The organism is Pseudomonas sp. TE4620, from assembly GCF_056279045.1.
Genome location: NZ_JBWBQO010000001.1, coordinates 1,787,180 through 1,811,129, shown reverse-complemented (window position 1 = coordinate 1,811,129; position 23,950 = coordinate 1,787,180). Strand labels below are relative to the sequence as shown.

17 protein-coding genes are annotated in these 23,950 nt (G+C 63.8%); 9 read left to right on the top strand and 8 right to left on the bottom strand.

Features of this window, described 5'->3' with window-relative positions:
* Positions 1-15: 15 nt before the first annotated feature.
* The 3 genes from glgB to ACZ9A3_RS08715 are packed head-to-tail and all read right to left on the bottom strand — an operon-like array spanning position 16 to position 7,576.
* Positions 16-2,226, bottom strand: a complete 2,211-nt coding sequence (gene glgB / locus ACZ9A3_RS08725) for a 1,4-alpha-glucan branching protein GlgB (RefSeq protein ID WP_093383722.1) — start codon at positions 2,224-2,226, stop codon at positions 16-18.
* Positions 2,227-5,538, bottom strand: a complete 3,312-nt coding sequence (treS, locus tag ACZ9A3_RS08720) for a maltose alpha-D-glucosyltransferase (protein WP_258597549.1) — start codon at positions 5,536-5,538, stop codon at positions 2,227-2,229.
* 13 nt (positions 5,539-5,551) lie between these two features.
* Positions 5,552-7,576, bottom strand: a complete 2,025-nt coding sequence (locus tag ACZ9A3_RS08715; protein WP_258597547.1) for an alpha-1,4-glucan--maltose-1-phosphate maltosyltransferase — start codon at positions 7,574-7,576, stop codon at positions 5,552-5,554.
* Between the two features lie 107 nt (positions 7,577-7,683).
* Here ACZ9A3_RS08715 and ACZ9A3_RS08710 point away from each other — a divergent pair, with 107 nt between their 5' ends.
* On the top strand, positions 7,684-7,878 hold the full coding sequence (locus ACZ9A3_RS08710; RefSeq protein ID WP_476253355.1) for a hypothetical protein: 195 nt from the start codon (positions 7,684-7,686) through the stop codon (positions 7,876-7,878).
* A 58-nt stretch (positions 7,879-7,936) separates the two neighbouring features.
* On the opposite strand, the gene ACZ9A3_RS08705 is transcribed toward ACZ9A3_RS08710, so the two are convergent.
* Positions 7,937-9,610, bottom strand: a complete 1,674-nt coding sequence (locus ACZ9A3_RS08705; RefSeq protein ID WP_476252392.1) for an AMP-binding protein — start codon at positions 9,608-9,610, stop codon at positions 7,937-7,939.
* A 269-nt stretch (positions 9,611-9,879) separates the two neighbouring features.
* Here ACZ9A3_RS08705 and ACZ9A3_RS08700 point away from each other — a divergent pair, with 269 nt between their 5' ends.
* The 4 genes from ACZ9A3_RS08700 to ACZ9A3_RS08685 all read left to right on the top strand — a co-directional run bounded on the left by ACZ9A3_RS08700 (position 9,880) and on the right by ACZ9A3_RS08685 (position 15,553).
* On the top strand, positions 9,880-11,043 hold the full coding sequence (locus tag ACZ9A3_RS08700; protein WP_045198521.1) for an isovaleryl-CoA dehydrogenase: 1,164 nt from the start codon (positions 9,880-9,882) through the stop codon (positions 11,041-11,043).
* A 132-nt stretch (positions 11,044-11,175) separates the two neighbouring features.
* The gene (locus ACZ9A3_RS08695; protein WP_045198519.1) at positions 11,176-12,780 is read left to right on the top strand and encodes a carboxyl transferase domain-containing protein; all 1,605 of its coding nucleotides are present in this window, start codon (positions 11,176-11,178) and stop codon (positions 12,778-12,780) included.
* A 2-nt stretch (positions 12,781-12,782) separates the two neighbouring features.
* The gene (locus ACZ9A3_RS08690; protein ID WP_045198517.1) at positions 12,783-13,601 is read left to right on the top strand and encodes a gamma-carboxygeranoyl-CoA hydratase; all 819 of its coding nucleotides are present in this window, start codon (positions 12,783-12,785) and stop codon (positions 13,599-13,601) included.
* The gene (locus ACZ9A3_RS08685; RefSeq protein WP_093383750.1) at positions 13,598-15,553 is read left to right on the top strand and encodes an acetyl/propionyl/methylcrotonyl-CoA carboxylase subunit alpha; all 1,956 of its coding nucleotides are present in this window, start codon (positions 13,598-13,600) and stop codon (positions 15,551-15,553) included. Before ACZ9A3_RS08690 ends, ACZ9A3_RS08685 begins: the two co-directional genes overlap by 4 nt.
* Positions 15,554-15,604: 51 nt before the next feature.
* On the opposite strand, the gene ACZ9A3_RS08680 is transcribed toward ACZ9A3_RS08685, so the two are convergent.
* Complete coding sequence (locus ACZ9A3_RS08680; RefSeq protein WP_045198513.1) at positions 15,605-16,264, bottom strand: LexA family protein; 660 nt, start codon at positions 16,262-16,264, stop codon at positions 15,605-15,607.
* A gap of 131 nt (positions 16,265-16,395) precedes the next feature.
* Here ACZ9A3_RS08680 and ACZ9A3_RS08675 point away from each other — a divergent pair, with 131 nt between their 5' ends.
* The 4 genes from ACZ9A3_RS08675 to ACZ9A3_RS08660 all read left to right on the top strand — a co-directional run bounded on the left by ACZ9A3_RS08675 (position 16,396) and on the right by ACZ9A3_RS08660 (position 20,309).
* Entirely contained in the window at positions 16,396-16,728 is a 333-nt protein-coding gene (locus tag ACZ9A3_RS08675) for a DUF6124 family protein (protein WP_213601532.1), read from the top strand.
* Positions 16,729-17,173: 445 nt separating this feature from the next.
* Positions 17,174-17,686: a DUF4880 domain-containing protein gene (locus tag ACZ9A3_RS08670; RefSeq protein ID WP_045198509.1), complete on the top strand. Its 513-nt coding sequence runs from the start codon at positions 17,174-17,176 to the stop codon at positions 17,684-17,686.
* 49 nt (positions 17,687-17,735) lie between these two features.
* Positions 17,736-18,884 (top strand): M14 family metallopeptidase, encoded by a 1,149-nt coding sequence (locus ACZ9A3_RS08665; protein WP_476252391.1) that lies wholly within the window; start codon positions 17,736-17,738, stop codon positions 18,882-18,884.
* Between the two features lie 108 nt (positions 18,885-18,992).
* Complete coding sequence (locus ACZ9A3_RS08660) at positions 18,993-20,309, top strand: hypothetical protein (RefSeq protein WP_476252390.1); 1,317 nt, start codon at positions 18,993-18,995, stop codon at positions 20,307-20,309.
* On the opposite strand, the gene ACZ9A3_RS08655 is transcribed toward ACZ9A3_RS08660, so the two are convergent.
* From ACZ9A3_RS08655 to amaB, 3 genes are all read right to left on the bottom strand, one after another.
* Positions 20,306-20,803 (bottom strand): PaaI family thioesterase, encoded by a 498-nt coding sequence (locus tag ACZ9A3_RS08655; RefSeq protein WP_045198503.1) that lies wholly within the window; start codon positions 20,801-20,803, stop codon positions 20,306-20,308. The genes ACZ9A3_RS08660 and ACZ9A3_RS08655 overlap by 4 nt on opposite strands.
* Before the next feature lie 109 nt (positions 20,804-20,912).
* Positions 20,913-22,322, bottom strand: coding sequence for an amino acid permease (locus ACZ9A3_RS08650; protein ID WP_213601538.1), 1,410 nt, complete (start codon positions 22,320-22,322; stop codon positions 20,913-20,915).
* 49 nt (positions 22,323-22,371) lie between these two features.
* The gene (gene amaB, locus ACZ9A3_RS08645; protein ID WP_213601540.1) at positions 22,372-23,862 is read right to left on the bottom strand and encodes an L-piperidine-6-carboxylate dehydrogenase; all 1,491 of its coding nucleotides are present in this window, start codon (positions 23,860-23,862) and stop codon (positions 22,372-22,374) included.
* Positions 23,863-23,950 lie beyond the last annotated feature (88 nt).

Sequence of the window (23,950 nt, the reverse complement as noted above, 5' to 3'; positions counted from 1 at the left end):
TGCGAGCGCTGGCCATCACTGCGGCCGCAGGATCAACACCCCCAGCGGCGGCAGGTTGAGCCGCAACGACAGCGGCTGGCCATGGCTGGGCTGGGCCTGACTGGCCACCTCGCCAAGGTTGCCGTAGTTGGAGCCGGCATAGCCCTCGGCGTCGCTGTTGAACACCTCGGCCCAGCGCTCGCCAAACGGCACGCCGATGCGATAGCCCTCGCGCGGCACCGGGGTGAAGTTGGCCACCACCAGCAACGGCTCGCCGTTCACGCTCCAGCGCAGCCAGGCATACACACTGTTGTGCGCGTCATCGCCGATCAACCATTGAAAGCCTTGCGGCACGCAGTCCTGTTCGTGCAGCGCACGCTCGTCGCGGTACAAACGGTTGAGGTCGCTGACCAGCCGTTGCACACCCAGATGCTCGGGGTACTTGAGCAGGTACCAGTCCAGTTCGCTGTCGTGGTTCCACTCGCGCCACTGGCCGAACTCACAGCCCATGAACAACAGTTTTTTGCCCGGATGGGTCCACATGAAGGTCAGGTAGGCGCGCAGGTTGGCGAACTTCTGCCAGCGATCGCCAGGCATCTTGTCGATCAGAGAGTGCTTGCCGTGCACCACCTCGTCATGGGAGATCGGCAGGATGAAATGTTCGGAATAGGCGTAGATCAGGCCGAAGCTCATTTCGTTGTGGTGATAGGTGCGGTGGATCGGGTCGTTCTGGATGTAGTGCAGGGTGTCGTGCATCCAGCCCATGTTCCACTTGTAGGCAAAGCCCAAACCGCCCTGCTGGGTTGGCTGGCTGACGCCTGGCCAGGCCGTGGACTCCTCGGCAATCACCAGGGCGCCGGGGGCCTCCAGGGCCACCACGTCGTTGAGGTGACGCAAAAAGTCGATGGCTTCGAGGTTCTCGCGCCCGCCATGGCGATTCGGCACCCACTCGCCGGCCTTGCGCGAGTAGTCGCGGTAGAGCATCGAGGCCACGGCATCGACGCGCAGGCCGTCGATATGAAAATGCTTGAGCCAGTGCAGCGCCGAGGCCAGCATGAAGCCGTGCACTTCGGTGCGCCCAAGGTTGTAGATCAGCGTGTCCCAGTCCTGGTGGAAGCCCTCCAGCGGGTTGTCGTACTCGTACAGCGCGGTGCCGTCGAAGCGCGCCAGGCCGTGGGTGTCGGTGGGGAAATGCGCCGGCACCCAGTCGAGGATCACGCCGATCTGCGCCTGGTGGCAGGCGTCGATGAAGGCGGCAAAGTCTTCGGCACTGCCGTAGCGCGCGGTCGGCGCGAACATCGACAGTGGCTGGTAACCCCAGGAGCCGCCAAACGGATGCTCCATGATCGGCATCAGCTCGATATGGGTAAAGCCCAGCTGCTGGATATAGGGCACCAGGCGCTCGGCCAGCTCGCGCCAGTTGTAAAAGCGCGCCACTTCGCCATTGTCGTCCAGCTCACATTGCCAGGAGCCGGCGTGCAATTCGTAGATCGACAGCGGCGCGCTGCTGGCCTGGCGTTCACCGCGCTGCTGCATCCAGTCCTGGTCTTGCCAGTCATGGGCCAGGGGGCCGGCGACCCTTGAGGCGGTGCTCGGCGGCAACTCGGTGGCGCGGGCCAGCGGGTCGGCCTTGAGCGGCAGGATGCCGTCGCGCCCGAGCACTTCGTATTTGTACGCTTCGCCGGCCCGCAGGCGCGGCACAAACAGTTCCCAGACCCCGGACGGATGGCGCAGGCGCATGGGGTGACGGCGGCCGTCCCAATTGTTGAAATCACCAACCACCGAGACCCGCCGGGCGTTCGGTGCCCACACCGAAAAGCGCACGCCATCGACACCTTCGACATTCAGCGGTTGCGCGCCCATCGCCGCCGCAAGATCACGGTGATTGCCCTCGGCAAACAGGTACAGGTCCATGTCGCCGAGCAACGGCCCGAAGCTGTAGGGGTCTTCGGTGATCTGCTCGCCGCCGGCCCAGTTGATCTGCAACAGGTACGGCTGCGATTCGCGCAGATGAGTGATGAACAACCCCGGTACCGGGCCCTGCTCCAGCTCTGCCAGCACGCGACTGTCGTCACGGGCCAGCACTCGTACGTTCAGAGCGTTGGGCAGGTAGGCGCGGACAAACTGGCCACCGGCACCATCCGGGTGCGGACCGAGCACCGCGAACGGGTCGGTATGTTCGGCTCTTACCAGGGCATCGATATCGCGCTGCCCCAGTCCTCCTTCCTCGCGCTTGCGTTGCGTCATTTACTGCTCTCCCCAGGTACTGATCAGACCATGCAGGCCATGCAAAGGCACGGCCAGCCAATGCGGACGGTTCTCGGCTTCGTAGAGGATTTCGTAGGCGACTTTCTCGAGGCTGAACAACGCCAGCGCCGCCTGCTCGCCGTCAGCCTGCTGCCAGGCATGGGGCATGGCCGCGGTGGCCAGCCCATAGGCCTCGACAAAAGCATGCCGGGCCTGGTGCAGGTAACGGCGGGCGACGCGCTGACGCGCCTGACGGGCAGCCTCGCAAAGGTCGACAGCAGAAGCACTGCGCAGCACCATCGCTGCAGCATAGTCGAATGAACGCAGCACGCCGCTGACATCCTTGTACGGGCTGTGCCTGGCCCGCCGCTCATCCAGCGGTCGCGCCGGTTCGCCTTCGAAATCGATCAGGTAGGCATCGCCCTGCACCACCAGCACCTGGCCCAGGTGCAAGTCGCCATGTACACGCATCAACAGCCCGCCGACCGCCTGTTTGCTCAGTTCGGCTATGTGCTTGAGCAGGCTCTTGCGTTGCTGTTGCAGGTCGTCGACCAGGGCCTGGCTGGCGCTGTCGAGGCTGGCGCGATGTGCTTGCAGCAGGTCCAGGGCGCGGCTCAGCTGGGCGCTGATGTGCTTGTTCCAGGCCTGGCTGTCGCGGCTGCTGCTGGCCCGCGGCTGGAACGCCGGATCGGCGCTGGGCGCCGCCAGCAGCAGGTGCATCTCGCCCAGGCGCTGGCCGAGCAAGGCGGCAAAATCGGCAAGGTCCTGCAGGGCATCGGTGTGCACGTCCTGATCGTTGCTCGATGGCTCCATCTCGTCGCGGATGGCCCGTTCGAGGTTGTTCTGGGTCCAGTCCCAGGCGTCGCCCTGATTGCTCAGGTAGCCCTGGGCGATCATCAGCAGGTGCGGTTGCGCCTTAGCGTCGACGCGGCTGACCCAGGCCAGCAGCGGCGAGATATTGGCAAAGCCTGCGGCCGTCAGGTAGGCGCTCATCTCCAGCTCGGGGTGCACCCCGGGGTTGACCCGGCGGATCAGCTTGAGCACCAGGCTGCCACCGACCACCACCGAACTGTTGGACTGCTCGGCGCTCAGGTAGCGCACTTGCGCGTCGTCGCCCAGGTTCAATGCCGCCAGTTGTTCTGTGGCGGTAAAACGCAGCTCGCCCTCGCTGCACGGCAAGCGCAAGCCGTCCTTGCAGCCGGCCAATACCGCGCGCACGAAGCTCTCAAGCACGAAGCCATCGGTGATCAGCCCCACCTGGCGGCCGCGGCGCACCCGCGCCAGGGCCAGTTGCTGCGGCGCCGGGCTGTTGATGTTTTCTTCGCCGATCAGGCCGAACGGCAGTTGATAGCGGCTGCTCTGGCCGCCGCCCTGCACGTCGATCTCGCTGAGCAGCACCGGGCTGGTGGTGTCGCCAAAACGCACGCCGTAGGCGATCTGCACCTGTTCGATGCGGCTTTCCTTGCCGGCAAACCAGCGGCGCTTGGGCAGGTACTGGGGCAGGATGCTGTCTTGCAAAGTGGCCCGCGACGGCGCTTCAAGCAGCTCTTCCATGCGCTTTTTCAGCACCAGTGTGGTGAACTCCGGCAGGCTCTGGGCCGGCTCCATGTGCCAGCTGGGCATCTGGTCCTTGTCAGCGAGCAGGAACCAGTAAAAGCCGTAAGGCGGCAAGGTCAGCAGAAACGGCAACTGGCCGATCGGCGGGAAGGCACTGCCGCCGAGCATCTCCACCGGCACCTTGTCGGCGTACTGCTGCAGCTCAAGCTCAGCCGCCTGTGCGGCGCGCGAGACGTTGGCCACGCAGAGGATGATCTCGGTCTTGCCGTCGCTGCCGGTGTACTCGCGGATGTAGGCGAGAATCCGCCGGTTGCTCGGCGTGAGCATCTTCAGTGCGCCGCGGCCGAAGGCTTTTTGCTGCTTGCGCACCGCCAGCAGGCGGCGGTTCCAGTTCAATAGCGAATGCGGGTCGTGGGCCTGGGCCTCGACGTTGACCGACTGGAAACCGTACAGCGGGTCCATGATCGGCGGCAGCACCAGGCGCGCCGGGTCGGCGCGCGAGAACCCGCCGTTGCGGTCGATCGACCACTGCATCGGCGTGCGCACGCCATCGCGGTCGCCCAGGTAGATGTTGTCGCCCATGCCGATTTCGTCGCCGTAGTACAGGGTCGGCGTGCCGGGCATCGACAGCAGCAGGCTGCACAAAAGCTCGACCCGGCGCCGGTCGCGCTGCAGCAGCGGCGCCAGGCGCCGGCGAATGCCGAGGTTGATCCGCGCCCGGCGATCCTCGGCGTAGTAGTTCCACAAGTAGTCGCGCTCGCGGTCGGTGACCATCTCCAGGGTCAGCTCATCGTGGTTGCGCAAGAAGATCGCCCATTGGCAGTTGGCCGGGATCTCCGGGGTCTGACGCAGGATGTCGGTGATCGGAAAGCGGTCTTCCTGGGCCACGGCCATGTACATGCGCGGCATCAGCGGGAAGTGAAAAGCCATGTGGCATTCATCGCCCTGCCCTTCGCCAAAGTACAACTGGGTGTCTTCCGGCCACTGGTTGGCCTCGGCCAGGAGCATGCGGTCGGGGTAGTTGGCATCGATCTCGGCGCGGATCTTTTTCAGCACCTGGTGGGTTTCGGGCAGGTTCTCGTTGTTGGTGCCGTCGCGCTCGATCAGGTAAGGGATGGCGTCCAGGCGCAGGCCGTCGACGCCCAGGTCGAGCCAGTAGCGCATGACCCCGAGCACCGCCTTGAGCACCTGCGGGTTGTCGAAATTGAGGTCCGGCTGGTGCGAGTAGAAGCGGTGCCAGAAGTATTGGCCGGCCACCGGGTCCCAGGTCCAGTTGGATTTCTCGGTGTCGAGGAAGATGATCCGCGTGCCGTCGTACTTCTGGTCGCTGTCGGACCACACGTAAAAGTCCCGGGCCTTGCTCCCCGGCTTGGCGCGCCGGGCTTTCTGGAACCACGGATGCTGGTCGGAGGTGTGGTTGATGACAAGTTCAGTGATCACCCGCAGGCCGCGCTTGTGGGCCTCGGCAATGAAGCGTTTTACGTCAGCCAGGGTGCCGTAGTCGGGGTGCACTGCCTTGTACTCGGCGATGTCGTAGCCATCATCGCGCCGTGGCGAAGGGTAGAACGGCAGCAGCCACAGGGTGTTGACCCCAAGCTCGGCGATGTAGTCGAGCTTGGCGATCAGGCCGGGGAAGTCACCGATGCCGTCGTTGTTGGAATCAAAGAAGGATTTGACGTGTACCTGGTAGATGATCGCGTCCTTGTACCACAACGGATCATCGATAAAGGCGGCTGGGCGGGCGCGCTTGGCCATGCTCGACTCCTTTCTAGTGGGCTTTTTCGATACGCCAGACAGCGAACGGCAGGTGCCAGGGCTCGATGCGCATCCATTGGGTCTTGCCATGCCAGGTCCAGCGATGGCCGCTCATCAGGTCTTCGCCGAAGGTGTCGGCATGGTCGTCCAGGCCCAGCTCCCACAACGGCAGTTCGAAGTGCGCCTCCTGGGCGTTGTGCGGGTCGAGGCTGACGGCGATGAGGATGAAGTTGTCGCGCTCGGCAGTGCGTTTGCCGAAGTACAGGATGTTGTCGTTCCAGGCGTTATAGAAAGCCACGCCCAGGTGGGTGTGCAAGGCCGGATTCTGCCGGCGGATACGGTTGAGCTGGGCGATTTCGGCGATTATATTGCCTGGCTGGCTGAAGTCGCGCGGGCGGATCTGGTACTTCTCCGAATCCAGGTATTCCTCCTTGCCTGGCACCGGCGTCGCCTCGCACAGCTCGAACCCTGAGTACATGCCCCACAGGCCCGAGCCCATGGCCGCCAGCGCGGCGCGAATAAGGAAGCCGGCGCGCCCCGATTCATGCAGAAAGTACGGGTTGATGTCCGGGGTATTGACGAAGAAGTTCGGCCGGTAGCAGTAGCACCACGGCGGCTGGTTGAGCTCCTCGAAGTAGCTTTGCAGCTCGGCCTTGGTGTTGCGCCAGGTGAAGTAGCTGTAGCTCTGGGAGTAACCGACCTTGCCCAGGCGCGCCATCATCGCAGGCTTGGTGAAGGCCTCGGCGAGGAAAATAACGTCCGGGTACTGGCTGCGCACATTGGCGATCAGCCAATGCCAGAACGGCAAGGGCTTGGTGTGCGGGTTGTCGACGCGAAAGGTCTTGACCCCCTCCTTGACCCAGCCCACCACCACATCGCGCAGTGCCAGCCACAGGGCCGGTACCGAATCGGCGGCATAGAAGTCGACGTTGACGATGTCCTGGTACTTTTTCGGTGGGTTCTCGGCATAGCGGATGCTGCCGTCCGGGCGCCAGGAGAACCAGCCCGGGTGCTCCTTGAGCCAGGGGTGGTCCTGGGAACACTGGATGGCAAAATCCAGGGCGATTTCCAGGCCGTGCTCGGCGGCGGCGGCCACCAGCCGGCGAAAATCCTCGCGGCTGCCCAGTTGCGGGTGAATCGCCTCGTGCCCGCCTTCGGCGCCGCCAATCGCATAAGGGCTGCCGGGGTCACCGGGCTCGGCCTGCAAGGCATTGTTGCGGCCCTTGCGGTGGCGCACACCGATCGGGTGGATGGGCGGGAAGTACAGCACGTCAAAACCCATGTCGCGGATCATCGGCAAGCGTTGGTGCACGTCATTGAAGGTACCGTGCCGCTCGGGGTCGTCGGTGACCGAGCGCGGAAACAGCTCGTACCAACTGGCGAACCGGGCCTGGATGCGTTCGACATCCAGCGGGTATTCAGGGCTGCGGCTGAGGTAGGTACGGTGCTCGGCCTCGGCCATCAGAACGGCGGTGTCCGGGTGCAGCAGCAAGGCCACCTGCTCATCGACGGGCAAACCGGGCAGGTGCTGGTACAGGGCCTGCAGCTGGTCACGCAGGGGGCCGTTGCTGCGACCGATATTGTGCTCGATCTGCAGCAGCCCTTCCTGCAGCTCCAGGGGCACCGCGACGCCTGCGTTGAATTTCTTCTCCAGGTCGTGGCAATAGGTGGCGAACGGGTCAATCCAGGCCTCGATGCTGAACAAGTGGCGGCCCTGCTCGCTGACAGTGAACTCGGCCTGCCACAGGTCATTGCCGGCAAACTGCATCGGCACGCAGTGCCAGCGCCGGCTGTGGGCCTGGCGCCAGTTGAGCATCACCGCCAGGGCGTCATGGCCATCGGCGTAAACCTTGCTGCTGACCTGCACCGGCTCAGCGACCACCGCCTTGACCGCAAACAGCCCGCCATCAAGCACCGGCACGGTGTTCTCGATCACGATCCGTGGTTCGAGCAAGGCCTGGGACAGGCTCAGGGCCTGGTCCGGGTGGTCGCTAGCCGCAGTCATACGGTCGGTTTCGAAGGGCTCATCGCGGGTCATCGAACGTTGCTCCGTTATGAAGTGGCGGTAAAGGTTCAGAGCGGGGGCGCGGCCCGGGGTTCAAAAAAAATGAGCGATTGGCCGGGCCCGGGGTCGAAACCCTGAGCATGCCATCCACAACCCCGTTGCGAGGTCAGGCCATGAACATTCCCATCCCGGCTGAAACGCCCGATCCGAATATCGACGACCCGACACTGCCACCGCCGGTGCCAGAGCAGGACCCTGATGAGGTGCCGGTGCAACCGACGGTGCCGCCCACCGTGGGCGACCCGCCGAGTAAAGAGCCGCCGGTGAAAGCGTAGACATCGCGGGGCAAGCTCGCTCCTACAATATCTAGGAGCGGGCTTGCCCCGCGAAAAATCAGCGTTTGATCAGCTCTTCAATGCTGATCTCGCGCATCCTGAACTTCTGCACCTTGCCGGTCACCGTCATCGGAAACTCATCGACAAAGCGGAAGTAGCGCGGGGCCTTGAAGTGGGCAATGCGGCTCTTGCACCACTGTTGCAGTTCGATCTCGCTGGCGCTGTGGCCGGGGTGAAACTTGATCCAGGCGACGATCTCTTCGCCATAACGCTCATCGGGTATGCCGATCACCTGCACATCCGCCACCGCCGGGTGGGTAAAGAAGAACTCTTCCAGCTCGCGCGGATAGATGTTCTCACCGCCGCGAATGATCATGTCCTTGTTGCGCCCGGCGATGCACACATAGCCGGCCTCGTTCATGCTCGCGAGGTCGCCGGTGTGCATCCAGCCGGCCGGATCGATGGCTTCGCTGGAGGCCGCCGGGTTGCCCCAGTAACCGAGCATCACGCTGTAACCGCGGGTGCACAGCTCGCCGATCTGCCCGCGCGGCACAATGCAGCCCTGCTCATCGATGATCTTGCTTTCCAGCTGCGGCTGGGTCCGCCCTACCGTGGTCACGCGAAGTTCAAGGTCGTCATCGGCGCCGGTCTGCAACGACACCGGGCTGGTTTCGGTCATGCCGTAGGCGATCTGCACCTCGCTCATGTGCATCTCGCCGATCACCCGGCGCATCACCTCGATCGGGCAGGTGGCGCCGGCCATGATCCCGGTGCGCAGGGTCGACAGGTCCATCTCGCTACGCTGCGGGTGATCGAGCATGGCGATGAACATGGTCGGCACGCCATACAGGGCGGTGGCCCTCTCCTCGATGACGCAGTTCAACGTCAGCAGCGGATCGAAGGCGTCGTTGGGGTAGATCATGGTGCTGCCATGGGTGACACAGCCGAGGTTGCCCATGACCATGCCGAAGCAGTGGTACAGCGGCACCGGGATCACCATGCGGTCGTGCTCGCTCAGGCCCAGGCTCTCGCCGACCATGTAGCCGTTGTTGAGGATGTTGTAGTGGCTGAGGGTCGCGCCCTTGGGGAAGCCGGTGGTGCCGGAGGTGTACTGGATGTTCACTGGTTGGTCGAACTGCAGGCTGTGCTGACGGGCCTGGAAGTCGGCCGGGTCGGTTTCGCTGGCCAGCCAGGCCAGGCGCTCCCAGGGCAGAAAGCCTGCTGGCGGCTGGGCATCAAGGCTGATCAACCCGCGCAGCTCCGGCAGGCGTTCGCTGCGTAGCTGCCCTGGCGCTTGCTGGGCGAGGTTGGGCAGCAGCTCGCCAAGCATGGCGTGGTAATCGCAAGTCTTGAAGGCACCGGCGCTGATCAGCCACTGGCAGCCCGACTGCTTGAGCACGTATTCAAGCTCGCTGGTGCGATACGCCGGGTTGATGTTGACCAGGATCACGCCGATCTTGGCGCTGGCGAACTGGGCAATGCACCACTGCGCGCAATTGGGCGCCCAGATGCCTAAGCGATCGCCGGTTTTCAGCCCCAGCGCCATCAGCGCGCGGGCATGCAGGTCGACGCTGGCGGCCAGCGTCTGCCAGGTGTAGCGCTGCTGCTGATGTCGCACCACCAGCGCCTCGCGCTGGGCAAAGCGGGCGACCGTCTGGTCGAATGCCTGGCCGATGGTCATGGCCAGCAACGGCTTGTCCTGACGGCCCTGGGTATAGCTCGGTTGATTCATGGCGGTCCCTTTTTGTGGTTGTTCTGGGAGCTGATTCAAGCGCGACTTACTCTGGCGCATATTTACGTTAACGTAAAGGTCATGGCGAGATTGACAGCTAACGATGGCAGGTTTACGTTAACGTAAAGGTTACTGACAAACAGGGTTTGTGTTGTGAGGCTATCGCGGGGCAAGCCCGCTCCCACCAAGAACTGTAGGAGCGGGCATAACCTGCGATGAGGCCAGCACAAGCACCCTTAATCCAAGAACAATCAACAATAGGTGCCCGCATGCGTTATCCGACCCTGAACTTCGCCCTGGGCGAAACCATCGACATGCTTCGCGACCAGGTGCAGTCCTTCGTCGCCGCAGAGCTGGCGCCGCGCGCCGCGCAGATCGACCAGGACAACCTGTTCCCCGCCGACATGTGGCGCAAGTTCGGTGACATGGGCCTGCTGGGCATCACCGTCAGTGAAGAATACGGCGGCGCCGGCCTGGGCTACCTGGCCCACGTGGTGGCCATGGAAGAAATCAGCCGCGGCTCGGCCTCGGTCGCCCTCTCCTACGGCGCCCATTCCAACCTCTGCGTCAACCAGATCAACCGCAACGGCAACGCCGAGCAGAAAGCCAAGTACCTGCCCAAGCTGATCAGTGGCGAGCACATCGGCGCCCTGGCCATGAGCGAGCCGAATGCCGGTTCCGACGTGGTATCGATGAAACTGCGCGCCGAACAGCGCGGCGACCACTTCGTCCTCAACGGCAGCAAGACCTGGATCACCAACGGCCCGGACGCCAACACCTACGTGATCTACGCCAAGACCGACCTCGACAAAGGCGCCCACGGCATCACCGCCTTTATTGTCGAACGCGACTGGAAAGGCTTCAGCCGCAGCAACAAGTTCGACAAGCTGGGCATGCGCGGCTCGAACACCTGCGAGCTGTTCTTCGACAACGTCGAAGTACCCAAAGAGAACATCCTCGGCGTGCTCAACGGCGGCGTCAAAGTACTGATGAGCGGCCTGGACTACGAGCGTGTGGTGCTCTCCGGCGGCCCGACCGGGATCATGCAGGCCTGCATGGACCTGGTGGTGCCCTACATCCACGACCGCAAGCAGTTCGGCCAGAGCATCGGCGAGTTCCAGCTGATCCAGGGCAAAATCGCCGACATGTACACCCAGCTCAACGCCAGCCGCGCCTACCTGTACGCCGTGGCCCAGGCCTGCGACCGCGCCGAAACCACGCGCAAGGACGCCGCCGGGGTCATCCTCTACACCGCCGAGCGCGCCACCCAGATGGCCCTTGAGGCGATCCAGATTCTGGGAGGCAACGGCTACATCAACGAATTCCCGGCCGGCCGCCTGCTGCGCGATGCCAAGCTCTACGAGATCGGCGCCGGCACCAGTGAGATCCGCCGGATGCTGATCGGCCGCGAACTCTTCCAAGAGACGCGCTGAAGCGCTTAGCAGCAAGCTACAAGCGGCAAGTCGATGCAGCCCGCGCAGTGCTGACGGCTCGCGACTGCCGCCATAACACAGATCAGTCTTGCAGCTTGAAGCTTGTCGCTTGATTCTGCGTGAGGAACCACAATGATCATCAAGTCTCACATCAATCCGAAGTCAGCAGAGTTCGCGCAGAGCTACGCCGCCATGGCGAACCAGGTCGACGCCTTGCGCAGCCTGATCGCCCAGGTGCACCAAGGCGGTGGGCCCAAGGCCCAGGAGCGACACACCTCGCGGGGCAAACTGCTGCCACGCGAACGTATCGACCGCCTGCTCGACGCAGGTTCGCCGTTCCTTGAAATCGGCCAGCTGGCCGCCCATGAGGTGTACGGCGAAGACGTCCCGGCCGCAGGCGTGATCGCCGGCATTGGCCGGGTCGAAGGCGTCGAATGCATGATCGTCGCCAACGACGCCACGGTCAAAGGCGGCTCCTACTACCCGCTAACGGTGAAAAAACACCTGCGCGCCCAGGCCATCGCCCTGCAGAACCGCCTGCCGTGCCTGTACCTGGTGGACTCCGGTGGCGCCAACCTGCCGCGCCAGGATGAAGTGTTCCCCGACCGCGAGCACTTCGGGCGGATCTTCTTCAACCAGGCCAACATGAGCGCCCTCGGCATTCCCCAGATCGCCGTGGTCATGGGCTCGTGCACCGCCGGCGGGGCCTATGTGCCGGCCATGGCCGACGAAGCGATCATGGTCCGCCAGCAGGCGACGATCTTTCTTGCCGGCCCCCCGCTGGTCAAGGCTGCCACCGGCGAAGTGGTCAGCGCCGAAGACCTCGGCGGCGCCGACGTACACTGCAAAACCAGCGGCGTCGCCGACCACTATGCCGACAACGACGAGCACGCCCTGGCCATCGCCCGGCGCTGCGTGGCCAACCTCAACTGGCACAAGCTCGGCGAGTTGCAGCAGCGCGCGCCGGTGGCGCCGCTGTACAGCAGTGAAGAGCTGTACGGCGTGGTGCCGGCCGATGCCAAGCAGCCGTTCGATGTGCGCGAGGTAATTGCGCGGCTGGTCGACGGCTCGGTATTCGATGAGTTCAAGGCGTTGTTCGGCACCACTCTGGTGTGCGGCTTTGCCCACCTGCACGGGTATCCGGTAGCGATCCTGGCCAACAACGGCATCCTCTTCGCAGAAGCTGCGCAAAAAGGCGCGCACTTCATCGAGCTGGCCTGCCAGCGCGGCATCCCGCTGCTGTTCTTGCAGAACATTACCGGCTTCATGGTCGGCCAGAAGTACGAGGCCGGTGGCATCGCCAAGCATGGCGCCAAGCTGGTCACCGCGGTGGCCTGCGCCCAGGTGCCGAAGTTCACCGTGATCATCGGCGGCAGCTTTGGCGCCGGCAACTACGGCATGTGCGGCCGCGCCTACGACCCGCGCTTCTTGTGGATGTGGCCAAACGCACGGATCGGCGTGATGGGCGCCGAACAGGCCGCCGGCGTGCTCGCCCAGGTCAAGCGCGAGCAGAGCGAGCGCAGCGGCCAGGCCTTCAGCGCCGAAGACGAAGCGCGTCTGAAGCAGCCGATCCTCGACCAGTACGAGCACCAGGGCCACCCTTACTACTCCAGCGCCCGGCTCTGGGACGACGGCGTCATCGACCCGGCGCAAACCCGCGAGATCCTTGGCCTGGCGTTGTCCGCGGCCCTCAACGCACCGATCGAACAGAGCCGTTTCGGCATTTTCCGGATGTGACCATGAGCGACTTCACTACCCTTGAACTGATCAAGGACCCCCGTGGTTTCGCCACCCTGTGGCTGAGCCGGGAAGACAAGAACAACGCCTTCAACGCGCAGATGATCCGCGAGCTGATCATCGCCATTGACCATATCGGCGCCGACAGCAGCCTGCGTTTCGTGCTGCTGCGCGGCCGTGGCCGGCACTTCAGCGCCGGTGCCGACCTGGCCTGGATGCAGCAGTCGGCGCAACTGGACTACAACACCAACCTTGACGACGCCCGCGAGCTGGCCGAGCTGATGTACAACCTGGCGCGGCTCAAGGTGCCGACCCTGGCGGTGGTGCAAGGCGCAGCCTTTGGTGGCGCCCTGGGCCTGATCAGCTGCTGCGACATGGCCATTGGCGCCAGTGACGCGCAGTTGTGCCTGTCGGAAGTGCGCATCGGCTTGGCGCCAGCGGTGATCAGCCCGTTCGTGGTCCAGGCCATGGGCGAGCGCGCCGCACGCCGCTACGCCCTCACCGCCGAACGCTTCAGCGGTGAGCGCGCCCGTGAGCTGGGCCTGCTGGCCGAAGCCTACCCGGCCGCCGAGCTGGAACAGCAGGTCGACAACTGGATCGACAACCTGCTGCTCAACAGCCCGCAGGCCATGCGTGCCAGCAAGGAGCTGCTGCGTGAAGTCGGCCCCGGCGAGCTGACCCCGGCCATCCGCCGCTACTGCGAAAACGCCATCGCCCGCATTCGCGTCAGCCCTGAAGGCCAGGAAGGCCTGCGCGCCTTCCTGGAAAAACGCAGCCCGGCCTGGCAGGGCCAACCGTCGCACAAGGAGCCGCGCCCATGAGCCGCACCCCGTTGACCACCCTGCTGGTCGCCAACCGCGGCGAGATCGCCTGCCGGGTGATGCGCACCGCCAAGGCCCTGGGCCTGACCACTGTGGCCGTGCACAGCGCCATCGACCGTGAAGCGCGGCACAGCCGCGAAGCTGACATTCGCGTCGACCTCGGCGGCGCCAAGGCCGCTGACAGCTACCTGGACATCGACAAGCTGCTGGCCGCGGCCAAAGCCAGCGGCGCCCAGGCGATCCACCCCGGCTACGGCTTTTTGTCCGAGAACGCAGGCTTTGCCCGTGCCATCGAGCAGGCCGGGCTGATTTTCCTCGGCCCACCGGCCAGCGCCATCGATGCCATGGGCAGCAAGTCGGCGGCCAAGGCCCTGATGGAACAGGCCGGCGTGCCGCTGGTGCCGGGTTATCACGGCGAAGCCCAGGACCTGGAAACCTTCCGCGCCGCCGCCGAAAAGATCGGCTACCCGGTGCTGCTCAAGGCTACCGCTGGCGGCGGCGGCAAAGGCATGAAGGTGGTCGAGCACGAAAGCCAGCTCGGCGAAGCCCTGGCCTCGGCCCAGCGTGAAGCGCAGTCGTCGTTCGGCGATGCGCGCATGCTGGTGGAAAAATACGTGCTCAAGCCGCGCCACGTAGAGATCCAGGTGTTCGCCGACCAGCACGGCAACTGCCTGTACCTCAACGAGCGCGACTGCTCGATCCAGCGCCGGCACCAGAAGGTCGTCGAAGAAGCCCCTGCCCCGGGCCTGAGCAGCGCCCAGCGCCAGGCCATGGGCGAAGCGGCGGTCAAGGCGGCCCAGGCCATCGGCTATGTCGGTGCCGGTACCGTGGAGTTTCTGCTCGATGCCCGCGGCGAGTTCTTCTTCATGGAGATGAACACCCGCCTGCAGGTCGAGCACCCGGTCACCGAAGCGATCACCGGCCTGGACCTGGTCGCCTGGCAGATCCGCGTCGCCTGTGGCGAGCCATTGCCAATCACCCAGGCGCAGGTGCCGCTCAACGGCCATGCCATCGAAGTGCGCCTGTATGCCGAAGACCCGGCCAATGACTTTCTCCCGGCCACCGGCCACCTGGCGCTGTACCGCGAGTCGGCGCCGGGCGAAGGCCGACGGGTGGACAGCGGCGTCAGCGAAGGCGACGACGTCTCGCCGTTCTATGACCCGATGCTCGGCAAACTGATCGCCTGGGGCGAAACCCGCGAGCAGGCGCGCTTGCGCTTGCTGGCGATGCTCGACGAGTTTGCCATCGGCGGGCTGAAAACCAATATCGCCTTTCTGCGGCGCATCCTCGCCCACCCGGCATTTGCCGAGGCCGAGCTGGATACCGGTTTCATCCCGCGTTATCAGGAACAATTGCTACCGGCACCGCAAGCCTTGCCGGCGGCGTTCTGGCAGGCGGCGGCCGAGGCCTTTATCCAGAGTCAGCCGCTGCGACCGCGTGACGATGACCGTCACTCGCCGTGGGCCGCCAACAACGGCTTTCGTGCCGGCGTGCCGGCGCAGGTCAGCCTGCACCTGACCTGCAACGGTGAAGCTCGGGTCATCAACCTGACTCAGGCGGATGCATCGAAGCTGACCCTGGACGGCGAGCAGCTACTGATCGACGAAGACGGCCTGCGCCGCCGGCACCTGGCAATCCGCCGTGGCCAGACCCTGTACCTGCAATGGGACGGCGAGCTGCACAGCGTCAACCGCTACGACCCGATTGCCGAGGCCGATGCCAGCCACAGCCATCAGGGCGGCCTTGGCGCGCCAATGAACGGCAGCATCGTACGGGTGCTGGTGGAGGTTGGCCAGGCGGTGGAAGCTGGCACGCAGCTGGTGGTGCTGGAAGCCATGAAGATGGAACACAGCATCCGCGCGCCCCATGCCGGGACGGTCAAGGCGCTGTTCTGCCAGGAAGGCGAGATGGTCAGTGAAGGGGCTGTGCTGGTGGAGCTGGACGAGGCTTGAGGGCCTCATCGCGGGGCAAGTCGGGTCGCCTGCCCCGCGATGAGATTCAGCTCAAAACTTGACCAATGCCTGCACCACCACCCCCAGCAACTCACACTGCTCGCTGCACAAGGCCTTGGGATAGGTCGGGTTGAGCGGGCGCAAGTAGCGCTGGCCGCCCTCCTCGCTCAACTGGCGAAAACTCGTTGCCGTGCTGCCTGGCGAACGCGCGATCACCAGTTTGCCGGGTTCGGCCGCAAGCCCGGTATCGACCAGGATCAGCATGCCCTCCGGCACGCTCAAGCCCAACGGCGCGGTCATTGCGTCGCCTTCGACCCTGAGCCAGAACGCCCGCCCCTGCGCTTTATAGTCGGTTGACTGCAACGGCGTGTCATCGGCCACCTCAACCGGGTCAAGATTGCCCCAGGCCAGAATCGGGTAGCGAAAATACAGTTCGTGCTGTAGGCCATCGGCGCCAGCCACAGTAGTCGGGTTGCCCGATACCGTGTAGGAACCGTTGCTTTCCGACACCTGATTGGGGAAAACCATCTGCAGCGGCGGCAGCCCCACTTCCACCAGAATCTGGTTGAGCACCCGCAGTTTCGGCTCGCGCTCCTCGCGCAGCCAGTGGCCCACGGCGCCCTGGGTGACTCCGATGCGTTCGGCGAGATTTTCCTGCGTGACTTTCAGTTCACGCATCCTGGCTTTAACCAGGTCAGTCCATTTATCCATCGCTGGCACGATACGGACTGCCTTCTGGCGCTCAATACACATATTGTAGTATTTAAACAATAGTCATAACTACAGAGCGTATTAATATCTGCCAACACCTTTCATCGCTTATCCAAACAGCAGGCAGACGCATGAAACCGATATCCCCTGAAACGGACCTCAGCCTTGATTCCGAAGCATTAAGTAACAGTGATGCCGCCCGGCGCGCGCTGGATTACTACCTCAACCCGGCACCGGTGACCTTTGGCCCCGACGAGCCGCTGCTGGTCGCCCGTGAGGGCCTCAGCAGCGCCCAGGCCACCGCCCAGGCCAGCAATATATTGCGCTGCGCTGCCGCCACCGCCTACGAATCGGCTGACGGCATGCAAGGCGTACCGCGCGACCTGGCGCTGGCGTCGATGCACATGATCAACATGGCCAGGGCCATGCTCGAGCGCACGGCAGCCAATCAGGAGCATTCCTGAGCCTGTTGCAGAACGTTACGTGGGAGTCGACCGAAGGCGGGTGCTGGTGTCCGCCGGTCAGGAGGGAGCGCACTGCGTAAAAGTTTTTACGCAATGACAGAAAATTCATTTGACTTGCAAATGATAACGATTATTATTGCTCACAACTGGTCGCGAGACTGGTTGGATAAACTGAAAGCCCTTAGGTCGGACTCTCAGATTATCTCCTCATCAGGCTAATCACGGTTTTTGACCCGGCTTTTTGCCGGGTCTTTTTTTTGGTCTTCAGGCTAATGAAGATGGGTGTTGCTTGAATGGCCGCGATGATAGCAAATGAATGTCGCACAGTGAATGGTTGTAACAGCGCTTTGCGGAATTAGCACTTGAGAATCAATCTCGTTACGAATAAGCTGTTGCAGCGTCAAGGAAGACGCCCCCACTCCACCGACCAGCAAGGAGCTTGTACATGACCCGTCTGTTGCTGCCCCTTGAACACAATCCCCTTTCCCACCATCTGGCGGACGATGCCCTGCTGCAGCGCCTGAAAAAGCTGCCGCGCCGCGTTCAACAGGTATTCCTCCTCAGCCGCCTCGATCAACTGTCGTTCGCCAGCATTGCCGAGCGCCTCGACCTGCCGGCCATCACTGTCGAGCGCCACATGAACCAGGCGCTGCAGATTGCCCGCGAAGAGCGCGACGCCCTGGCGAGCATCGCCGGCCAGTGGTACGTACGCCTGCAAAGCCCGGACGTGACGGCCAGCGAACGCATCGATTTTCGCCGCTGGCTAGACAGCGCCCCGGCACACCGCGAGGCGTTCCACGCCACCGAGCTGCGCTGGCGCTCGCTGCTGGCTCCGGCGCGCCAACTGGGCGAGGACGGCTGGTACCGGCAACCACGCGCCGCACTGTCGCTGGGCGGTTGCTCGGTGGCCATCGGCCTGGGCCTGGCGGCATTGGCAGCGATCGGTTTCTGGTCCTGAGCCAGGCGTGTAGAGTAGTTGCCACAACAACTCTACATGGAGCCTGGTGATGACCGTGACGCTGTCCCCCCTGCACATCGACTGCGATTTCGATTCCGGCAACATCCTCGTCAAGGATGCCAGTGACCCTGCACGGGTGCGCCTGGAGATCCGCCCCGACACCCGCAGCGAGCACTTCCAGTGGTTCCACTTCAAGGCTGCGGGGCTGACCCCGGGCCAGACCCATGGTTTTGTCCTGGAAAACGCCGGTGCCTCGTCCTACCACGAGGCCTGGAGCGGTTACCAGGCCGTGGCCTCCTACGACCAGCAACAGTGGTTCCGGGTGCCCACCACTTTCGACGGCAAGGCCCTCGAATTCAGCCTCAAGGCCGAACAGCCCCAGGCCTGGTTTGCCTATTTCGAGCCCTACCCGCGCGCGCGCCACAATCAGTTGATTGAACGCGCCACCAGCCTGCCTGGCGTTGAACTGCTGGCCACCGGCCGCAGCGTCGAAGGCCGTGACATCCAGTTGCTGCGCGCCGGCGACGGCGCCGCAACCAAGCGCAAACTGTGGATCATCGCCCAGCAGCACCCGGGTGAGCACATGGCCGAGTGGTTCATGGAAGGGGTGATCGACCGCTTGCAAGACAATGACCCGACGATCCAGGCCTTGCTGCAGGAAGCCGACCTGTACCTGATCGCGAACATGAACCCCGACGGCGCCATCCACGGCCACCTGCGCACCAACGCCAAGGGCCAGGACCTGAACCGCGCCTGGCAGGATGCGAGCATCGACAAGAGCCCGGAGGTATTCTTCGCCCAGCAGCAGATGAAGCTGCACGGCGTCGACCTGTTCCTCGACGTGCACGGCGACGAAGAAATCCCCCACGTGTTCACCGCCGGCTGCGAAGGCAACCCCGGCTACAACGCGCGTATCGCTGCCCTGGAAACCACCTTCCGCGACAGCCTGTGCAAGCGCACCGTGGACTTCCAGCAGGTCCATGGCTACCCGCGCTCCGCCCCTGGCCAGGCCAATATGACCCTGGCCTGCAACAGCGTCGGCCAGGCCCATGACTGCCTGTCGCTGACCCTTGAGATGCCGTTCAAAGACCACGACGACGCGCCCAACGCCGAAACCGGCTGGAACGGCCAACGCAGCAAGGACCTGGCCAGCGCCGTGCTCGACGTGTTCGCGAAGATGGCCGCTACCCTGCGCTAAACCTGCTGGCGAGCAGGATCAACCGCCCTGGCAGGCAAAGCAAAGACCTGCCGGGGCCTTCGAACCCTAAATGGCGGCCACCAACGCCTCCTTTAGGGAACCTGCGCCATGACCACCCGCCTCCCCCATTTGCTCAAGGGCACCAGCCTCAGCCTGCTGCTGGCCCTGCCCCCGGTTCAGGCACTTGAGCTGTATGCCGATGACGACACCCACCTGAACGCCAACTTCCTCGCCGTGTACGGCCTGTTCAACAGCCGCAAGAATTACGACGACACCCCAGGCGGCTCGACCTGGCGCGAAGGCTTTATCAAATATGGCTTGAGCGCCGACCAGCGCCTGGGCGAACTGGGCACGGTTTATGGCACCGCCAACCTGGTCAGCTCGGCGACCTGGGGCGACGGCGATGCTGCCGGCATCAGCGATGGCAGCGAACGCACGACTAAATTCGACGAAGCCTTCGCCGGCTGGCGCTCGGGCAAACTGATCCCGGCACTGGGCGAGGATGGCCTGGACCTGTCGTTCGGTCGCCAGGTCATCACCCTCGGCGATGGCTTCATCATCAACGACGACGGCCTGAACTTCGGCAAGGGCCCGGCCGACGGCGAGCTCAATCGCGGCGGCGCCTATTATCTGGCCGCCCGCCATGCTTTCGACAAGACCGCAGTACTGCGCCTGGGCGCCAAGGATGGCCTGCATGGCAGCCTGTTGTGGATGAAGTCGGACAACCGCGCCCAGGCCAACAGCGAACTGGCCGCCGGCACCCTGGCCTACAGCACTGCCCCCGGCACCCTGGATCTGACTTACATTCGCGGCCTGAATGTCGATGATCGCTATGCCAGCGAGTTCCAGAAACAACGTGAAGGCATGGACATCTACAGCCTGCGCGGCGCCGGTGATGCTGGGGTCGAGAACGCGCATTTCGCCTTCGAATATGCCTGGCAAAACAAGCACGCAGGGCCGGAGAAAGCCTGGTACGCCGAAGCCGGCTACACCTTTGCCGAGGTGCCCTGGCGCCCGGACCTGACCTACCGCTACAGCCGCTATTCCGAAGGCTGGGACTCGATGTTCAACGGCATGAACCGCGGCTACGGCACCTGGTTCCAGGGCGAGGTCACGGGCAACTATTCAGGCCCGTTCAACAGCAACAACGACGTGCACTTTGTCGGCCTCAAGGCCACCCCGGTCGAGGCCCTGACCCTGGGCGTGCTGCTGTTCAACTACAAGACCCTGCACGAGCGCGGCACGCTGAACCTCGACGGCCGCGAGCTGGACCTGTACGCCGAATGGGCGGTCAGCGAGCACCTGATCATCAGCCCGCTGCTGGGCCTGTACCAGCCGCGCAAGAGCAGCGATGACGGCGGCAACCAGGTTGGCGGCAATGGCACCAACGTCTACAGCCAGTTGACCATTGCCGTGCCGTTTTAAGCGGTGCCGTGGGCCTTGTGCTTGAGCTTTTCGGTGTCGACCCGGACGAACACCGAGTCAGCGCTGACGGTCAGCACGTCGTCGGCCCAGACTTCGCAGATCACCCGGCTCTTACGCCCCACTTCACCCTCGACCCGGGCCTTGAGCAGCAGCTCGACGCCCATCGGCGTGGGTTTCAGGTAGGTCAGGTTGAGTTGGCCGGTGACGCAGTCGATACGCGGCAGGCTGCCCGGCTCGCGGCCTTCGGCGCGGTAGTGGTAGGCCATGGCGGTCCAGTTCGAATGGCAGTCGACCAGCATCGCCAGCAAACCGCCATAGACCAGCCCCGGCCAGCCGAGGAAGGTGCTGTCGGGCGAGTGGCGGCACAGCAGGTGGATACCGTCGGCGTCCCAGTGGCTTTTCAGGTGCAGGCCGCTGGGGTGGGAACAGCCACAGCCGTAGCAGACGCCTTCGGGGGCGGCCAGTTCCTGCAGGGATAAGGCTTGGGTACTCATAGGCTTCCTGATTGTCTGTTTTTTAAAGGGAAAGCAACGCCGATAGTAACGCCGGACAACGAAAAAGCCCATGAACCGGTCATGGGCTTTTGCCGTGCCAAGCGCCGCGCTAGAGGCCTTTGGCCGATACCGCCGGGCTGCCGGCCGCCTCGCTGGCCGGTGTTTTACGGCGGGTCAGCGAGATCAGCAGGATGGCCAGGGTCACCCCCGCGGTCATCAGGGTTTCATAGCGGTAGGCCGGGCTGATCAGCATGTAGCCGAGCACCAGGGTAATCAGGCCGATGACCAGCCAGGTCAGCCACGGGAACAGCCACATCTTGAACGCAAGCTCCGTGCCCTGGCGATCGGTGATGGCGCGCATACGCAGCTGCGACACAGCAATCACCAGGTACACCAGCAAGGCGATGGCGCCGGTGGTCGAGAGCAAAAAGCCGAAGACCTTGCCGGGGAACACGTAGTTGACCAGGCAACCGGCAAAGCCTGCGAAGGTCGAGAGAATCACCGCCACGGTCGGCACGCCGTTGCCGGAGATACGCTTGGTCATCTTCAGCGCCTCGCCCCGCGAGCCCAGCGAGTAGAGCATGCGCGAGGCGGTATAAAGCCCCGAGTTCATGCAACTGGTCACCGCCACCAGCACCACCAGGTCGACCATCAGCTTGGCGCCCGGCACGTTGAGCACTTCCAGCACGCGCTGGAACGAGCCAACGGCCTTGAGGCCCGGGTCGTTCCAGGCTACCAGCGAAACGATGAAGAAGATCGAGACGATGTAGAAGATCGCGATGCGGTACACCACCAGGTTGGTGGCCCTGCGGATCTTGTCCTTGGGGTTGGACGTTTCGTCGGCGGCGATGGTGACGATCTCGGCGCCGAAGAACGAGAAAATGGTCACCAGCACACCGCCGAGCACCGCGCCAAAGCCGTTGGGCATGAAGCCGCCAGTGGCCCACAGTTGCTGCACGCCGGAGACTTCGGCCAGTGGCCAGAAGCCGAACACCGCCAGGGTGCAGACGCCAATAAAGGCAAGAATGGCAATGACCTTGATCAGCGCGAACCAGTACTCGAACTCGCCGAAGTTCTTCACGCTGATCAGGTTGGTGCCCGACAGCACGATCATGATCAGAAAGGCGAACAGCCACGACGGCACGCCGGGGAAGTAGGCATGCAGGATATCGGCACCGGCAATCGCCTCGACCGGAATGATCAGCACCCAGAACCACCAGTACAGCCAGCCGATGGTAAACCCGGCCCAGGGCCCGATGGCCTGGCTGGCGTAGGTGGAGAACGAGCCGCTGTTGGGGTTGGCGATGGCCATCTCCCCGAGCATGCGCATCACCAATAGCACCAGCAGGCCGGTCATGGTGTAGGAAATCAGAATGGCCGGCCCGGCGGTGGCGATGGCCGTTGACGAGCCAATGAACAGCCCGGCGCCGATGATCCCGGCAATGGAGATCATCGACACCTGGCGCGAGGTCAGACCGTGTTGCAGCGAACGCTGTTTCTTTTGTTGTAGCGATGCCATGGGTAACCCTCTACTGCTTGTTCTTGTACGGTGGTGTACTTATCGCGGGTCAGTCGAAGACAATCCCCTGCGCCAACGGCAGCTCGCGGGAATAGTTCACGGTATTGGTCTGCCGGCGCATGTAGGCCTTCCACGAATCCGAGCCCGACTCACGGCCACCGCCGGTTTCCTTCTCACCGCCAAAGGCGCCGCCAATCTCCGCACCGCTGGTGCCGATGTTGACGTTGGCAATCCCGCAGTCACTGCCCGCGGCGCTCTGGAAGCGCTCGGCTTCGCGCAGGTCGGTGGTGAAGATGCACGACGACAAGCCTTGCGGCACTTCGTTGTTCAGGCGCAGGGCTTCTTCGAACTCGTCGTAGGCCAGCACGTAGAGGATCGGTGCAAAGGTTTCATGACGAACCACGGCGCTCTGGCCAGGCATCTCGACGATCGCCGGGGCCACGTAGTAGGCATTCGGGTACTGCTCCTGCAGCTGCCGCTCGCCACCGAATACCTGGCCGCCTTCATCGCGGGCCTGGGTCAGGGCATTGTGCATGGCGCTGAAGGACTGCTTGTCGATCAGCGGACCGACCAGGTTGTCTTTACGCGGGTCGCCGATACGAACCTTGGCGTAGGCGGCTTTGACCCGAGCAACCACTTCGTCCTTGATCGAGCGATGGACGATCAGCCGGCGCAAGGTGGTGCAGCGCTGGCCAGCAGTACCGACGGCGCTGAAGAGGATGCCGCGCACGGCCAGATCCAGGTCGGCACTCGGTGCAAGAATCATCGCGTTGTTGCCACCCAGTTCGAGGATGCTGCGGCCGAAACGTGCAGCCACCCGCGGGCCGACTTCACGGCCCATGCGGGTGCTGCCGGTGGCGCTGACCAGCGGCACGCGCGGATCGTCGACCAGCGCTTCGCCGGCCTCACGATCACCGATGATCAACTGGCTCAGGCCTTCTGGCGCATCACCAAAGGCTTTCAGGGCTTTTTCGAACAGCGCCTGGCAGGCCAGCGCGGTCAGCGGGGTTTTCTCCGACGGCTTCCAGACCACGGCGTTGCCGCACACCAATGCCAGGGTGGTGTTCCAGGCCCAGACCGCGACGGGGAAGTTGAAGGCGCTGATCACTCCAACCACGCCCAACGGGTGCCAGGTTTCACGCATATGGTGGCCCGGACGCTCGGAGGCGATGGTCAGGCCGTAGAGCTGACGCGACAGGCCGACGGCGAAGTCGCAGATGTCGATCATTTCCTGCACTTCGCCCAGGCCTTCCTGGGTGATCTTGCCGGCTTCGATCGACACCAGCTCGCCGAGTGCAGCCTTGTGCTCACGCAGCACTTCGCCGAACAGCCGCACCAGTTCGCCACGCCGTGGCGCCGGCACATCACGCCAGCGCAAGAAGGCCCCATGGGCGGCGTCGATACGACGGGTTACCGCCGCTTTGTCTTCCAGGGTAAGCGCTGCGATCTGGCTGCCGTCGATGGGCGTAAAAACAGCATGAGTGCCGCCGTTATATAAACTTTCAGGCACGCCCAAACGGGTAAGTAGTTCAGCAACCATCTTATTATTCTCCTACAGCGGATACGGGTTGAAATCGTTGATGCAGGTCAGTATTAATCTATAGGGCCGCTGCTCACAAACGACCTTT